This window comes from Symbiobacterium terraclitae (assembly GCF_017874315.1).
GTDB lineage: Bacteria > Bacillota > Sulfobacillia > Symbiobacteriales > Symbiobacteriaceae > Symbiobacterium > Symbiobacterium terraclitae.
This window is the reverse complement of the sequence record NZ_JAGGLG010000017.1, coordinates 1-14,968: the sequence shown is the minus strand read 5'-3', so window position 1 is coordinate 14,968 and position 14,968 is coordinate 1. Positions and strand designations below refer to the sequence as shown.

Below are 14,968 nucleotides of genomic sequence, written 5' to 3'. Positions count from 1 at the left end.
GAGGGTGTCGATGGGTTATCACATTGCCCCCACCCGGGTCGCGCACCTGGCCAACGGGCTGCGCGTGCTCGTGCGCGAACTGCGGCATGCGCCCGTGGTCACCGCCATGGTCTGGTACGGGGTCGGCAGCCGCGACGAGGCGCCGGGACGGACGGGGATCTCCCACTTCCTGGAGCACATGATGTTCAAGGGCACGCCCCGCTTCCCCTACGGGGTGCTGGAGGAGGGGGTGAAGCGGCGCGGCGGCATGTGGAACGCCTTCACGTCCTACGACTACACGGCCTACTACGAGGTCCTGCCCGCACAGCACCTGGCCTGGGCGCTCGAGGTGGAGGCCGACCGGATGACGGGCATGACCTTCGACCCCGACCTCACCGTGCGCGAGCGGGGCATCATCGTCAGCGAGCGGGAGGGCAGCGAGAACCACCCGTCGGTCTGGCTGCAGGAGGCGTTCATGGCGGCAGCCTACCAGGTCTCCCCCTACGGGCACCCGATCATCGGCAGCAAGGCCGACATCCGGGCGACCACCGCCGAGGCGCTGACTGCGCACTACCGCCGCTACTACCACCCCAACAACGCGACGGTCGTGATCGTGGGCGACGTGGCGCCGGAGCAGGCCTTCGCGCTCGCTGAGCGGCACTTCGGCGCGATTCCCGCCGGCGCCCCGGTGCTGCCGCCGGATGCCGGCGAGCCGGAGCAGACCGAGGAGCGGCGCGTGACCGTGCGCCGCCCGGGCCCGCACCCCATGCTCCTGACCGGCTACAAGATCCCCGCGGCGGACCACCCCGACCAGCCCGCCCTCATGCTGCTGAGCGCACTGCTTTCCGGCGCCCCCTCGTTCGGGGGGGCGGGCGGCACGATGGGCCGCTCCAGCCGGCTGTACCGCAAGCTCGTGGAGCCTGGCCTCGCCGTGGCGGCGAGCGCCTATCCGCGGGCGCTGCAGTACACCGGCCTCTTCACCCTGTCGGCCACGCCCGCGCCGGGCGTCTCGCCGGAGGACCTGGAGGCGGCGCTCTTCGCCGAGGTCGAGGCCCTGCGGGATGAGCAGGCCGGCGAGCAGGAGTTCGCACGGGCGCAGAAGCAGGTGCGGGCCGGCTACCTGTACTCGATGGAGTCCGCGCTGAGCCAGGCGGTGATGCTGGGCAGCACCGCCCTGACCCAGAGCGTGGCGCGGTTCGACCGGGCGCTGGAGGAGCTGGAGGCGGTCACCCCGGCCGACGTGCAGCGGGTGGCCCGGACCTACCTGGAGCCCCGCCGCCGCACCGTCGCCTGGTTCATCCCGCAGGAGGCGGCTCCTGCCGTTGTCGGTGGGGCGGGGACGCCAGGAGCGTCCGGCAGCGGGGCGACCGGCACCGGGTCTGCGGCGCCGGGGGCGCCCGGCGCCGCCGCAGCGGATGCCGGTGCACCCGCCGCAGGTGCGGCCGGCACCTCCGGCAGCGGCGCGGCCGGGACCACGCCCGACTACCAGAAGCCCGCCGACTGGTCCGTGGACCGGCCGGCGGCGGGGCAGGCCCAGCCGATCCTATCCCCCGACCGGGTGGTGCGGCGGACGCTCTCCTGCGGCGCCACGCTCCTGCTCTTCCCGGCCGCCTCCGTGCCCAGCGTCTTCGTGCGGGTGCAGATGGAGGCGGGCGCCGTGTGGGAGACGGCGGCGCAGGCCGGCCTGGCGCAGATGGTCGCGGCGCTGCTCACCCGGGGCAGCGAGTCCTTCACAGCGGCGGAACTGGCCCTGAGCACCGACGCCCTGGGGATGTCGATCCGGGTGGACGTGGGCCGCGAGACCGCCGTGGCCTCGCTGAAATGCCTGCCGGAGGACCTGGACCGGGGCCTCTCGCTCCTGGCCGAGGTGGTCCGGCGGCCCACCTTCCCCGCCGACGAGTTCGAGCGGGTGCGCACACAGATGCTGGTCGCCGTCCGGCGGGCGGAGGACGACACGCGCGCCGTGGCCGCCCGGCGGCTGATGGAGCGGATCTACCCCGAGGGGCATCCCTACCGGCACGCCGTCAGCGGCACCGAGGCGTCGCTGCGGGCGCTGGCGGCCGACGACCTGGCCGCGTTCCACCGGGCCCGCTACGGCCCGCGGGGAGCCGTGATCTCCGTGGTGGGCGACATCGACCCCGACCGGGCCACGGCGGCCCTGGAGGCGGTGCTGGACGGTTGGAGCGGCGGCTCGGAGCGGCCCGCCATCCCGGCGGCGCCGGCGCCCCGCGGCGGCCGCAGCCACGTGACGCTGGCGGGGAAGACGCAGACCGACATCGCCCTGGGCTGGCCGCTGGTGGACCGCAGCCACCCCGACTACCTGGCGCTGGAGGTACTGGCGACCCTGTTCGGCGGCAACGGCACGCCCGCGAGCAGCCGCCTGTTCCGGGACGTGCGGGAGCGCTACGGCCTCTCCTACTACCAGTACGCGCTGTTCGGCGGCACCAGCGGCCCCGGAGCCTGGACGGCCCACCTCGGCGTCAACCCCGCCCGGCTGGACTTCGCCGTGGAGGCGGTGCTGTCCGAGCTGCGCCGCCTGGCCGCCGAGCCGGTCCCCTCCGGTGAGCTGGAGGCGCTGCAGGACTTCCTGGCCGGCTACCCTGCCGTACAGCATGAGGCGCCTGAGCGGATCGCGGCCCGGCTGGCCGAGATCGAGCGCTTCAACCTCGGCCTGGACTGGCTGGAGCGCTACCCCCGCGCCGTGGCCGCCCTCACGGGGGAGGAGCTGCGGGCGGTGGCGGAGCGCCACCTGGTGCCCGAGCGGCTTACCATCGTCACGGCCGGCCCGGAGCGGGCCGAGGCAGAACCCGCGGCGGGCCCTGAATCGTCCTAAAAAAGGAATAGCCAGGGGCCCGGGCCCCTGATCAAAGGAGCGTTTCACATGAGTCCACTGATTCCGATTGTGATCGAGCAGACGAGCAGGGGCGAGCGTTCGTACGACATCTATTCCCGCCTGCTCAAGGACCGGATCGTCTTCCTGGGCACCGGCATCGACGATCAGGTGGCCAACGCGGTCACGGCGCAGCTGCTCTTCCTCGAGAGCGACGACCCCGACAAGGAGATCAACATGTACATCAACTCCCCCGGGGGCGTCACCAGCGCCGGGCTGGCCATCTACGACACCATGCAGCACATCAAGCCGAAGGTGAACACCTACGCGATCGGCATGGCAGCCTCGATGGGCGCCGTCCTGCTGGCCGGCGGCACCGGAACCCGCTACGCCCTGCCCCATGCCCGGGTGCTCATCCACCAGCCGTGGGTGAGGGGCGGCATCGGCGGCCAGGTGACCGACATCGAGATCACCGCCAAGGAGCTGCTGCACACCAAGGAGAAGCTGGCCGAGATCATCGCCAGGCACTCCGGCCAGCCGCTGGAGAAGGTGAAGGCGGACTCGGAGCGCGACCACTGGATGTCGGCGCAGGAGGCCAAGGAGTACGGCATCGTGGACGTGGTGCTCGAGCCGCGGCCGCGTAACAAGGCCTAGGCGCAGTGGAGCCGGGCGAACAGCACGGTGAAACGGGGCGAACAGTACGGTGAAACGGGGCGAACAGTACGGTGGAGCTGGGCGCGCCGGGACATGGAAATGGGGGAGGGGGGCCGCATCGACGGCCCCCCTTCGGCTGTTGGCCAGACGCCGGTGACCACTCACGGACGCGCCCGGACTGGCTGGCGCCTTGTTGGCCGAGGTATACTGGGAGATTTTCCCCGTATTTTTCACGAGATGCAGGGAGATCTTCCCCATATTCCGGTTATGTCAACGTGATCGCGGCCAACACTAGGTCGAATGCTGCTGTATCCTGTCGAAAACGCTTTCCCATGGGCCCGACCAGCTGGCTCGAGGCTCCGAAGGCCCCCGCGAGCGGCGCGATATAGGGAGAATTTCCCTGCATTCGGTGAAAACTGCGGGGAGATTCTCCCTATATTTTACGGAGTCCATGTTCGCTTGGTCTCGGTCAAGGCTGAGCAGCGCGCACGCCGCTGAGGTTCAGCGGGCGCGAGTGGGCGTGTCCGGGCTCGTGCGGCCCGCCCGCCGCCCCACATCCTCAGGGGCAGCCGCGGCCCCCTTGGCGTCATGTGCGGTCCCAGGCCCCAAACTGGTCGCCGATCACCGGCACTACGCCATGAAGTGGTCCCAGAGGATCCTGACGGCCCGGCCCACCGCCAGCAGCCCCTCGTTGTCCTCCACGGGCCGCTCGTCCTTGCAGGCCTTCGTCATCACGGCGTAGACGAAGCCCCGGTCCCCTTTCCAGACGGCGCCGACCTCGTGGCGGCAGCCCGTGATCATGCCGAACTTGGCGGCGATGACGGGGCCGTCGGGCGACCGGTCGTACTGCGCGCCGCCGGGGAGGTAGCGGGCGGCGAAGGGGCACTGCACCCGCTTCATCACGGCCAGCATGGCGTCGCAGGAGGCCGGGGTGAGCACCTCGTGCCGCACGATCATGTCCATCAGCCGGCCCAGCTGCGCCGGCACCGCCGAGTTCACAGGGTGCCCGGGCAGGGCCCGGAAGAACTTGAACCGCAGCCGGAGCCCGGGAAGGCCCAGGTCGTCCATCGCACGGTTGACGGACTCGATGCCCACCGCGTCGATGCACATGTTCGACGCGGTGTTGTCGCTGATGGTCATCATCAGCGTAGCCAGGTCGCGCAGGGGGAGCTGGATCCCAGGCGTGAGGTCGCGCAGCACCCCGCAGCCGGGCACCTTCTCCTCGTCCCTGAGCGCACGCATCTCCTTCAGGTCCAGCCGCCCCTCACCGGCCTGGCGCATCATCTCGTAGAAGATCGCCAGCTTGATGGTCGAGGCGCTGGGGAAGGCCTCCTCCGCCGCTCCGGACTGGATAACCTCGCCGGTCTGCACGGACCGGGCCCAGACGCCGATTGTGCCCGAGAAGCTCTCGGCCAGCCGGGCCAGTTCGCCGGTCGGGTTCGCCATCGATCGCCACCTCCCGAAAGCAATCCGCGCACCGAGTTCGCCGTCCGCATCTGGAAATCCTTGAGACTCCGGCGGCCGACGATGAGGAACAGGCAGCGCGCGTGCGCTGCCTCAGACTGTATGCAGGATCTCCAGGCCAAGGTCACGATGCCCCTGGGGAAGCCCCCGAACTACCCTGCGCAGCACTCCCATCGCCTTCTCGCGGGGGCTGACGATGGGATCGTTGACACCTGAAGTGTCACTTTTCCGCAGCCCATGGCCGAATCTCCGTGCGGATTCTTGCTACTTCACGTCTGAACCACCCTGCGGCGCGGTGCCAGCGCTTCCTCGGAAGCCTGACCACGAGACCGTTGACACCTGAAGTGTCACTTTTCCGCAGCCCATGGCCGAATCCCCGTGCGGATTCTTGCTACTTCACGTCTGAACCACCCTGCGCCACAGTGCCAGCGCTTCCTCGGAAGGCTGACGACGGGATCGTTGACACCTGAAGTGTCACTTTTCCGCAGCCCATGGCCGAATCCCCGTGCGGATTCTTGCTACTTCACGTCTGAACCACCCTGCGGCGCAGTGCCAGGGCTTCCTCGGGAAGCTGATCACGGGATCGTTGACACCTGAAGTGTCACTTTTCCGCAGCCCATGGCTGCATGCCGGTGCGGATTCTTGCTACTTCACGTCTAAACCACCCTGCGGCGCAGTGCCAGGGCTTCCTCGGGAAGCTGATCACGGGATCGTTGACACCTGAAGTGTCACTTTTCCGCAGCCCATGGCCGAATCCCCGTGAGGATTCTTGCTACTTCACGTCTGAACCACCCTGCGCCACAGTGCCAGCGCTTCCTCAGGAAGCTGATCACGGGATCGTTGACACCTGAAGTGTCACTTTTCGGCAGCCCATGGCCGAATCCCCGTGCGGATTCTTGCTACTTCACGTCTGAACCACCCTGCCGCGCAGTGCCAGCGCTTCCACGGGAGGCTGACCACGAGACCGTTGACACCTGAAGTGTCACGTCTCCGCAGCCGTAGGCAGCACGTGCGCAGGGTCTCATGCGTGCTCGTTGACCGGCCTGATCGCGATCGCCGCCGGCTCCACGATGCAGTGCTCCTCGCACAGCCCGCATCCGGTGCAGACCGCCGGATCCACCGCGGGGCGGTGGGCGCCCTCGAGGATGAGCGCGGTGCCCTGCAGCGGGCAGGCGACGAAGCAGGTGCGGCAGACGGCGCCCATGTGGGCGATGCAGCGCTCGGTGTCGACCTCGGCAACGCCCATCCGCACCGGCGCACCCGGCTCCAGCGTCAGAGCCCCGGTGGGGCAGACCGCCACGCAGGCAGGTCCGTCCTCCTTGCAGAGGTCGCAGGCGACACGGCGCGGCACGATGTAGGGCGTTCCCATCCCGAGGCCGCCCGCGAGCCCGGCGAGGCGGATCGCCGCCCGGGGGCAGGCCTGGGCGCACTGGCCGCAGCGGAGGCAGAGCCCCACGAAGGCCGCCTCCGGCAAGGCGCCCGGGGGCCTGAGGAGCCGGCGCTCCTCGGGCGCGGTCAGCATCGGGCGGGCGACGCTCAGGCCGGCCACCGCCACGGCGCCTCCCATCAGCCCGATGGCCTGCCGCCGGCTGAACTGCGGGTGGAGCACGGGCCGCTCGGCCGGCGCCACCCGCCAGGCGGGGGTGAACCGGAGGGCGCCCTGGGGGCAGGCGTCGATGCAGTCGCCGCAGTTGGCGCAGGTCCAGGGGTTGGCCTCCGCCCTGCCCCGGCCGGCCACCGTCTCCAGCAGCGTCTCGCGCCCGTCCCAGGGGCAGGCCTGCACGCAGGCGCCGCACCTGTCGCAGGCGGAGCGGTCGTGGCCCACCCGCAGCGGGGCGAACCGGCCGAGCAGCGAGTAGAGGGCACCCGCCGGGCAGAGCGACCGACACCAGCCGCGGCGCAGCACGAAGAGGTCGAAGGCGACCACGGCCGCGACGATCAGCAGCTGCAGCCCGAACCCGAACAGGAGCGAGCGCATCAGATTCGCCTGGGGTGAGACCCACTCAAAGAGGGCCTGCCCGGTGAGGGCCGTCAGCAACAGCACGCCGATGGCGATGGCCCAGCGGGTCCAGCGGGGCAACGCAGCGAGCCGCGCGGGCCGCCCCGCCAATGGGAGCCGGTCCGACGCCTGCCGGGGGAGCGGCCCTCCCGGGTGCAGACGGTCGGTGGCTGGCCGGGCGAGCGGCCCCGCCGGCCGGAGACGGCCCTCGCCTCGGCGGGCAGCCCGCCTTGCGGACAGGAACCGCTCCGCCGCGCGGTCGGCCAGCTCCAGGAGGCTGCCCAGCGGGCAGACCCAGGCGCAGAAGGCGCGCCCCAGGAGCAGGTAGACCAGCGCCACCAGCCCGAGGCCCAGGAGCGCCGCACCGGCGAGCCGCAGCCCGCCGGCGACGGCCGCCTGGGCCGCCCCGTAGGGGTCGGTGAGGGGGATGCCGGCCAGGCGGGAGGCGACGTAAGTGCCCCGGAACCAGGGGAAGCCGGCCAGGGGCGCCAGGAACAGGGCCCAGAAGAGGGCCTGGGTGGCGAGGCGCAGCGCCCGCCACCCAATTCGCTTTCGCAAGCCCCGCATGTTCTACACCTTTTCGATCCGCACGGCGCAGATCTTGTACTCCATCTGCTTGGAGGTGGCGTCCACGGCGTCGTTGGTGAGGAAGTTGGTCAGCCGCTCGGGGTCGTCGTCGTGCATCAGCAGCATGGCCATGCCCCGCTGCGGCACGCCGCGTCCCTTGACGCGCGCCTTCGTGACGATGCTGCCCCGCCGCGTGGTCAGCCTCACGAGGTCGCCCGTGGCGATGCCCATCGCCGCGGCGTCCTCCTCGTGCAGCTCGCAGTAGAACTCGCCGGCGCCCTTCATGATCTCGGGCACCCGCTTGGTCATCGTGATCGTGTGCCAGTGCTCCAGGATGCGGCCGGTGGAGAGGTAGAAGGGGTACTCGGCGTCGGGCATCTCCGCCGGATCCTGGTGCGGCCGGGCGTAGATCACCGCCTTGCCGTCGGGCTTGCCGTAGAACCGGATGCCCTCGCCCGCCGGCACATAGGGGTCATACCCCTCGGCGTAGCGGATGGCGCAGCCGTTCGGCGTCTTGTCCGTGATCGGCCAGCGCAGGCCGCGCTCCTGCTTGTAGCGCTCGTAGGGGGCGAAGTCGTAGCCGGTACCCTGGGCCAGCTTGCGGTACTCCTCCCAGATCACCTCGTTGGAGGTGTAGTGGGCGAAGTACTCCCCGTAGCCCATGCGCCGGGCGATCTCCAGCAGGATCCAGAGGTCGGGCTTCGACTCGCCCTTCGGCTCCACGGCCTTGGCCAGGTGCTGCGTGCGCCGCTCGGTGTTGCCGTACATGCCCTCCTTCTCGCACCACAGGGCGGAGGGCAGCACCACGTCCGCCAGCTCGGTGGTCCGGTTGTGGAAGGCGTCGAGGCAGACCAGGAAGGTCTTCTGGAGGGAGTCCCGCACGGAGTTCAGGTTGGGCAACGAGTGGCCGGGGTTGGTGCAGCAGATCATCAGCGCCTTGATCTTGCCCTCGCCGGCCGCCTTGAAGAGGGCGATGGTGTGCAGGCCCGCGTTCGGCGACATCTTCGTGTGGTCCACGCCCCAGACGGCCGCGACCTGCTTGCGGTGCTCCTCGTTGGTCACCGAGCGGCCGCAGGGAAGGAGGTGCGACAGGGCGCCCACCTCGCGCACGGAGCCGCATGCGGAGGGCTGGCCGGTGAGGGAGAAGGGGCTGTTGCCGGGCTGGCAGATCTTGCCCGTGAGCAGGTGGAGGTTGTAGATGGCGTTGTTCAGCCAGGTGCCGACGGTGCGCTGGTTGATGCCCATGCACCACATCGACATCGTCTTGCGCCCCCGGGCGCCGATCAGCCGGGCGGCCGCGCGGATCTGCTCCGGATCGAGCCCGGTGATGCCAGCCACCTTCTCCGGGGTGTAGTCCTGCAGGAAGGCTGCGTACTGCTCGAAGCTGATTTCCTCGTCGCCCTGCATGAACTTGGTGTGCCTGGCGATGAAGTCGGGGTCGTGCAGGTTCTCGGCCACGATCACCTGGGCGAGGGCGTTGAGCAGGGCCAGGTCGGTGCCCGGCTTGAACGGCAGGAAGATGTCGGCGATGTCGGCCACCCGGTGCTTGCGCGGGTCGGCGAGGATCACCTTCACGTCCTGGCCGGTCTGCTTGCGGGTGGTGACCCGGTTGTAGACGATGGGGTGCGCCTCGGCCGTGTTGGAGCCGATGATGAAGAAGGTGTCGGCGTGCTCGATGTCGTCCAGCGAGCCCATGGGCTCGTCCTTGCCGAAGGTGGAGGCGAAGCCCGCCACGGCGGAGGCCATGCAGGTGCGGGGGTTGCCCTCGATGTTGTTGGTGCCGATGCAGCCCTTGAAGAGCTTGTTGGCGACGTAGCTCTCCTCGACGAGGGTCTGCCCGGAGCCGTAGAAGCCGACCGAGTCGGGGCCATACTGGTCTATAGCTTCCCGGAACTTGCTGGCCACCAGGTCGAGGGCCTCGTCCCACGAGGCCTCCACCAGCTTGCCGTCCTTGCGGATGAGCGGCCTGAGGATGCGGCCTTCCTCGGTCTGCATGATCCGGTGCAGGTAGTAGCCCTTCACGCAGAGCAGGCCCTTGTTGACGGGATTCTCGGTGTCGCCCTTGACGCCGACCACCTTGCCGTCCCTGGTCCCGACCATCACGCCGCAGCCCACGCCGCAGTACCGGCAGACCGTCTTGTGCCACGTGGCGCCCTCCAGGGCGGGATCCTGCTTGGGGGCCACCGGTGCCGGGGTGCCGCACCCGGCGGCGGCCAGTGCGGCGGCAAGCGCCGATGCCTTTACGAATGCACGGCGGGAGAGTTCCATCTCTCATCCTCCTCAAGTGCGTGAATGTACGTCGGCATGGCCGAGTAGACGCCCGGAAGGGCCTTCAGGTGGTCGAGCACCAGGATCGACGCCTCCAGGCTCGGGGCTTCCAGCACGCAAGCCAGATGGCCGCCCCCCTCGACCGGGGTCACGTCGGAGACGCCCGGCATCTGCGCCAGCTGCGCCGCCACGCTCTCCACCCGGTCGGGGTGGCACTGCAGGACGAGGCCGCTGATCACCATGACCGGCTCTCCCGGTTGCCGTGGGGGTCGTCGTAGTGGCAGTTGAGGCAGCTGCGGTTCTCCGGCACGCTGACGTGCTCCGTGTTGACGTGGCAGGCGATGCAGTTGTCCAACAGGATCTGCTCGTCCTCGGGCTTGAGCTGGATGTCGGCCTCGCCGGTGACGGTGGCCCACACGTGCTTGAAGCCCTTCTCGTACTTCTTGGGCAGGCCGGCCGCCCCGTGGGGCAGGTGGCACTCGGAGCAGGAGACGGAGGCGTGCAGCGACTCGGCGTGGGTGTCCCGGAACTCCGCCATGCTGTGACAGGTGGCGCAGGCGGCGGGCTCCAGGCCCGATGCGGTGAGGGCGGCAGGCCCGGCCAGGAGCGCAATGACGACCACTGCGGCGATGGTGATGATGATCCACCAGCGCTTCGTCAAGGATATCCCTCCCGAATGCTTGGCTTTGGTACCAGCCTATCAGGCGGCGATTATGGGAGGCTTACACGGATATTGCAGAAACCTTGGGCCGGGTGCGGAAAAGTACAAGAAAAGGCGACCCGCGGGGTCTACGGGCCGCCCGTTTACTGCAACCTAATATCTACTCCCTTTGTTCATATCTCTTCGTCATTTCCCGCCGTCCAAGGAGTAGACGAAAAGTGAGGGCGCGCAGGAGGGTTCGGGCAGAGCAGGGGCGAATCACTCCTTTCGGTCCATTGCCCTGTGATCGATCGGGCCGAGGATCTAGGTGCGCCGAGGTATCCGCCCGACGGGGAAGATGACATGAAAGGATGAAACAACGTGACGCACAGGGCAGAGATGACCTGGTCCGGCACGGGATATGTGTTCGATGCGGTGACCGGCGGAGGGGTGCGGCTGACCATCGGGAGCGATGAGAACGGCAGCCCGGCCGGTCCGAGGGCCAAGGAGCTCGTCTGTCTCGGCCTGGGTGCGTGCAGCGGCTCCAATCTGGTCACGCTGATGAAGAAGATGCGGCAGAACGTGGAGCGCATCGACATCAGTGTGGAGGCCGAGCAGGCCGAGACCGACCCGATGGTCTTCACCCGGGTGGTCACCCGATACAGGCTCTACGGCAAGGGCATCGACCCGGACAAGGTGAAGAAGGCCCTCGATTACATTGAAGAGAAGTACTGCGGCGTCTTGCACATGGTGAACAAGACCGCCAGTACCGAGTACGCTTTCGAGATTGTGGAGGTCTAGGTCTAGATGCGGCTGCTGTCGTACCTGCACAGCCAGACCAGCCTCTTCACGAAGGTGCTGGTGGCCAACGCTGCAATCGTGGTGATCGGGTCCATCACCACCGTGCTGATCGCCACGCACTTCTGGAACGGCCAGGGGCACGCCCCCGTGTGGGAGTTCGGCCTGATCGGCGCGGGCCTCGCCGTCTCCCTGGGCGTCAACTACGCCCTCCTCCGGGTGGCGTTCCAGCCGCTCTTCACCCTGCACGCCACGCTGGACAAGGTGCGCCGGGGCGACTTCTCCGCCCGGGTGCCGGAGGTGGCGGGAGATCCCGACATCGCCCGGCTGACCGAGATGGCGAACCTGATGCTCGACCGGCTGGCGGAGCACCGGCAGGCCGTGGCGGCGCAGATCCTGCGGGCGCAGGAGGAGGAGCGCAAGCGCATCGCCCGCGAGCTGCACGACGAGACCGCGCAGTCGCTCACCTCCATCGTCGTCAACCTGGTGGCCGTGGAGCAGCTGGCCGGCAGCAGCGGCATCGACGAGCAGCTGCGGGAGCGGCTGCGCATGACCAAGGAGGTCGCGCAGCGCACGCTGGACGAAACCCGGAGGCTGATGATGGACCTGCGGCCCTCGGTGCTCGACGACCTCGGCCTGGTGCCCGCCCTGCGCTGGTTCATCAGCCAGCGGGTCCTGCCGGCGGGGCTGAAGGCCGACTTCGAGGTCAGCGGGCTGTCCGAGCGGCTGCCGGAGGAGCTGGAGACGGCGCTGTTCCGCATCCTTCAGGAGGCGATCAACAACGTCGTCAAGCATGCCCGGGCCCGGAGCGTCACCGTGCGGCTCTCCCGCGCGGACGGGCACATCGAGGGCGTGGTGACGGACGACGGGCAGGGGTTCCACGTCGTTCATATGGTAGGTAAACCCATGCGCGACCGGGGTCTCGGCCTGTTCGGCATGCAGGAGCGGGCGGCCCTGGTCGGCGGCAAGGTCGAGGTGGAGTCCGCCCCGGGGCGCGGAACCACCGTGCGGGTGACGGTTCCCGATCGCAGAGGGGGGTGAGGCGAAGGATGAATCCCATTCGCGTGCTGCTGGTGGACGACCACGCCATTCTCCGTGAGGGGATCCGGTATCTGCTCTCCGCCAGCGGAGAGGTGCAGGTGATCGGCGAGGCTCAGGACGGCGTGGAGGCGCTGGAGATGGTCGAGAAGCTGAAGCCGGACGCCGTTCTGATGGACATCGCCATGCCCCGGATGAACGGCATCGAGGCGACCAAGGAGCTGAAGAAGCGCCACCCCGACCTGCCGGTGCTGATCCTGTCGATGTACGACAGTGAGGAGTACGTCCTGCCGATCCTGCGGGCGGGCGCCGCCGGTTACGTGCTGAAGCGGGCCGCGGCGCAGGAGCTGGTCTCGGCCCTGAAGGCGGTGACCTCCGGACAGGTGATCCTCCACCCCGACGTTGCCAAGACCGTGATGGAGAACCTCCAGGGGCAGGGGGGAGGAACCCCCTCTCCGTCTGCGGAGACGCGGTCCGCCGGTGCGGCCCACGCGCAGCTGGAGCAGCTGACGGAGCGGGAGCGGGAGGTGCTCACCCTCATCGCCCACGGCCTGACGAACCAGCAGATCGCCGAAAAGCTGTTCATCTCCATCAAGACGGTGCAGGCGCATCGGGCGAACCTCATGGAGAAGCTTGACCTCCACGACGCGGTGGAGCTGACGAAGTTCGCCATCAAGACCGGTCTGCTCTCGCTGGACGAGATCTGAGCCCATATGCGTGCGGCGCAAGTTCCGGCTGCCGGCCCCTCTCGGGGAGCCGCAGCGGCACTTGCGCCGCAGTCTGCGTCAGCGCAGGAGGCCGGGAGCAGCGCTGCGGGCCGGATGCGGCCGCCCGGGGCGAACGTCGTAGACCAGCCCCTCGTAGAGCACGGTCAGGTTGCCCAGCGATACGGCGCGCATGCCCGGCACATACTCCAGATCGTCCATGTCGAACCCCGGTTCCACGTGAATCGTGATGGTGCGGCCGTTGAGCAGCTTGAGGTGCAGCTCCGTGTACACGTCTCCGCCTCCTCCTCGGCAGCGCCAGATGTTCGGGGATAGAGTGCCTGTCGATCGCTGAACCGGCGACCTGCCAGGGCGACATGAACGTCTGGAGGTAGTATTTCCGCTCCGGGTTATGCGACCGCGTGTATCGTACTTACAGGGCGGGCAAGACTAGGCTATAATGGTATTTGATTTAGCCGAATTGATCCTTAGGTGCCCGGTGCACTAGGGTGCATGATGGGTTGTCCGTTATGCAATGTCGTGGTAGATTGCTAAGTGGAGAGGAGGGCACCCTAGCGATGAGAGTCATGATCGTAGATGATCACCTCATGCTTCGGAAGGGCGTGCTAAGTATCCTTTCGAACAGTGATCTTGAGGTCGTCGGCGAAGCATCGAATGGTCAGGAAGCCCTGGAGCTGGTGCCGAAACTCAAGCCTGATCTGGTCCTCATGGACATCAACATGCCGGTGCTGGACGGCGTTGAGGCCACCAGGAAGCTGAAGGCCCAGTATCCCGACCTGAAGGTCGTCATCCTGACCGTCTCCGAGATCGACAAGGATCTGTTCGAGGCGATCAAGGCCGGTGCCGACGGTTATCTGCTGAAGAACCTCGGCCCTGAGGAGCTGGTCTCCTCTCTGCGCTCCGCCGTCTCGGGCGAGGCGCCGATCTCGTCGGTCATGGCGGCGAAGATGCTGAAGGAGTTCCGCCAGCCGCGCACCACCACCGCCGGCAAGGAGGAGGGGCAGCAGCTCTCCCCGCGTGAGATCGAGGTTCTGCGCCTGGCCTCCACCGGCCTCACGTACAAGGAGATTGCGGCGAAGCTCTACGTCGCCGAGTCCACCGTCAAGAACCACATGCGCCACATCCTCGAGAAGCTCCACCTGCGCAACCGGTCCGAGGCGGTCGGGTACGCCATCCGGGAGGGGCTGGCCGGCGATCCCTAAGCGACAAGTACGGCAGAGCCACCTGTGAAAGCAGGTGGTTCTTTTCGCAGGCTTCAGTCTATATTAGAATCGGTGAAAAGGAAGGATTTCGGTCTAGGGGCGCAGCGGGCTAAGATTCCAGTAGAAGAGTTCGGCTGCACCCCGCCGCGGACAGGCTCCGGGGGGCAGCGCTCAGGAGGGGATGGGGCGTGAAGAAGATCCTGCTTGCAACGGACGGCAGCGACAACTCCCTGCACGCGGCCCGCATGGCCGGCGAGCTCGGCGCCGCGTTGAAGGATGTACAGGTGATCGTCCTCTACGTCGCGCACGTGCCGCGCGCATATTACGCCGTCGACGAGTTCGGCAACAAGGTGACGCCGGAGGTGCCTATGGACGTCATGATCCGGCGGACCGGCGAGCCCATCCTCCGCAAGACCATCTCCGCCCTCGGCCTGCCCGAGGAGCAGGTGGTCACCGAGGTGCAGGTGGGGGAGCCTGCCGAGGAGATCGTCGACTACGCACGGCTGGAGCAGGTCGACCTGATCGTGATGGGCAGCCGTGGCCTGAGCCCGATCAAGGAACTGCTGGTGGGCAGCGTCTCCGACAAGGTGCTGCACACCGCCCCGTGCCCGGTGCTGATCGTGCGGTAGCGATGGGACGGGGGCCCGCGCCTCCGATTCGACATACCCGGTGCGAGAGAGGCAGACCCGCGGCGTCTGCCTCTCTCGCGGTGCGCCCAGCATGGGCGCTGACTTGTTGGTGAAAGTCCAATACGGGCGAGGTGGCACCAGCCCGTTAGCCAAAGGCAAGGGCTGCCCAGTAATG

13 protein-coding genes are annotated in these 14,968 nt (G+C 68.3%); 7 read left to right on the top strand and 6 right to left on the bottom strand.

Translation table 11 applies throughout. From position 1 onward, the window contains the following. The first annotated feature begins 10 nt into the window (after positions 1-10). Positions 11-2,812: a M16 family metallopeptidase gene (locus J2Z79_RS10675; protein WP_209466872.1), complete on the top strand. Its 2,802-nt coding sequence runs from the start codon at positions 11-13 to the stop codon at positions 2,810-2,812. Between the two features lie 48 nt (positions 2,813-2,860). After that, on the top strand, positions 2,861-3,463 hold the full coding sequence (locus J2Z79_RS10670) for an ATP-dependent Clp protease proteolytic subunit (protein WP_209466871.1): 603 nt from the start codon (positions 2,861-2,863) through the stop codon (positions 3,461-3,463). Positions 3,464-4,093: 630 nt separating this feature from the next. Here the strand turns inward: J2Z79_RS10670 and J2Z79_RS10665 are convergent. From J2Z79_RS10665 to J2Z79_RS10645, 5 genes are all read right to left on the bottom strand, one after another. Continuing rightward, a complete protein-coding gene (locus J2Z79_RS10665; RefSeq protein ID WP_209466870.1) occupies positions 4,094-4,909 on the bottom strand; it encodes a serine hydrolase in 816 nt (271 codons plus the stop codon). A 1,039-nt stretch (positions 4,910-5,948) separates the two neighbouring features. Beyond that, positions 5,949-7,493 carry a 4Fe-4S dicluster domain-containing protein gene (locus J2Z79_RS10660; RefSeq protein WP_209466869.1) on the bottom strand — a complete coding sequence of 515 codons (1,545 nt, stop codon included), beginning with the start codon at positions 7,491-7,493 and terminating at the stop codon, positions 5,949-5,951. A 3-nt stretch (positions 7,494-7,496) separates the two neighbouring features. Then, complete coding sequence (locus J2Z79_RS10655) at positions 7,497-9,761, bottom strand: molybdopterin oxidoreductase family protein (RefSeq protein ID WP_209466868.1); 2,265 nt, start codon at positions 9,759-9,761, stop codon at positions 7,497-7,499. Beyond that, positions 9,734-10,003 carry a chaperone NapD gene (locus J2Z79_RS10650; RefSeq protein ID WP_209466867.1) on the bottom strand — a complete coding sequence of 90 codons (270 nt, stop codon included), beginning with the start codon at positions 10,001-10,003 and terminating at the stop codon, positions 9,734-9,736. The genes J2Z79_RS10655 and J2Z79_RS10650 overlap by 28 nt, the downstream gene beginning before the upstream one ends. Further along, on the bottom strand, positions 9,997-10,422 hold the full coding sequence (locus J2Z79_RS10645; protein WP_209466866.1) for a NapC/NirT family cytochrome c: 426 nt from the start codon (positions 10,420-10,422) through the stop codon (positions 9,997-9,999). The genes J2Z79_RS10650 and J2Z79_RS10645 overlap by 7 nt, the downstream gene beginning before the upstream one ends. Positions 10,423-10,782: 360 nt before the next feature. Between J2Z79_RS10645 and J2Z79_RS10640 the strand changes: the two genes are divergently transcribed. The 3 genes from J2Z79_RS10640 to J2Z79_RS10630 are packed head-to-tail and all read left to right on the top strand — an operon-like array spanning position 10,783 to position 12,944. Continuing rightward, positions 10,783-11,202, top strand: a complete 420-nt coding sequence (locus J2Z79_RS10640) for an OsmC family protein (protein ID WP_209466865.1) — start codon at positions 10,783-10,785, stop codon at positions 11,200-11,202. Between the two features lie 6 nt (positions 11,203-11,208). Further along, positions 11,209-12,240, top strand: coding sequence for a HAMP domain-containing sensor histidine kinase (locus J2Z79_RS10635; protein ID WP_209466864.1), 1,032 nt, complete (start codon positions 11,209-11,211; stop codon positions 12,238-12,240). 8 nt (positions 12,241-12,248) lie between these two features. Beyond that, entirely contained in the window at positions 12,249-12,944 is a 696-nt protein-coding gene (locus J2Z79_RS10630) for a response regulator (RefSeq protein ID WP_209466863.1), read from the top strand. Positions 12,945-13,022: 78 nt separating this feature from the next. Here J2Z79_RS10630 and J2Z79_RS10625 read toward each other — a convergent pair whose 3' ends face one another. Next, positions 13,023-13,235: a hypothetical protein gene (locus J2Z79_RS10625; RefSeq protein WP_209466862.1), complete on the bottom strand. Its 213-nt coding sequence runs from the start codon at positions 13,233-13,235 to the stop codon at positions 13,023-13,025. Between the two features lie 236 nt (positions 13,236-13,471). On the opposite strand from J2Z79_RS10625, the gene J2Z79_RS10620 reads away from it, so the two are divergent. Together J2Z79_RS10620 and J2Z79_RS10615 are read left to right on the top strand one after the other, a co-directional pair. Further along, a complete protein-coding gene (locus J2Z79_RS10620) occupies positions 13,472-14,164 on the top strand; it encodes a response regulator (RefSeq protein ID WP_245302606.1) in 693 nt (230 codons plus the stop codon). A gap of 188 nt (positions 14,165-14,352) precedes the next feature. Continuing rightward, positions 14,353-14,793, top strand: coding sequence for a universal stress protein (locus J2Z79_RS10615; RefSeq protein ID WP_209466860.1), 441 nt, complete (start codon positions 14,353-14,355; stop codon positions 14,791-14,793). Positions 14,794-14,968: the final 175 nt, after the last annotated feature.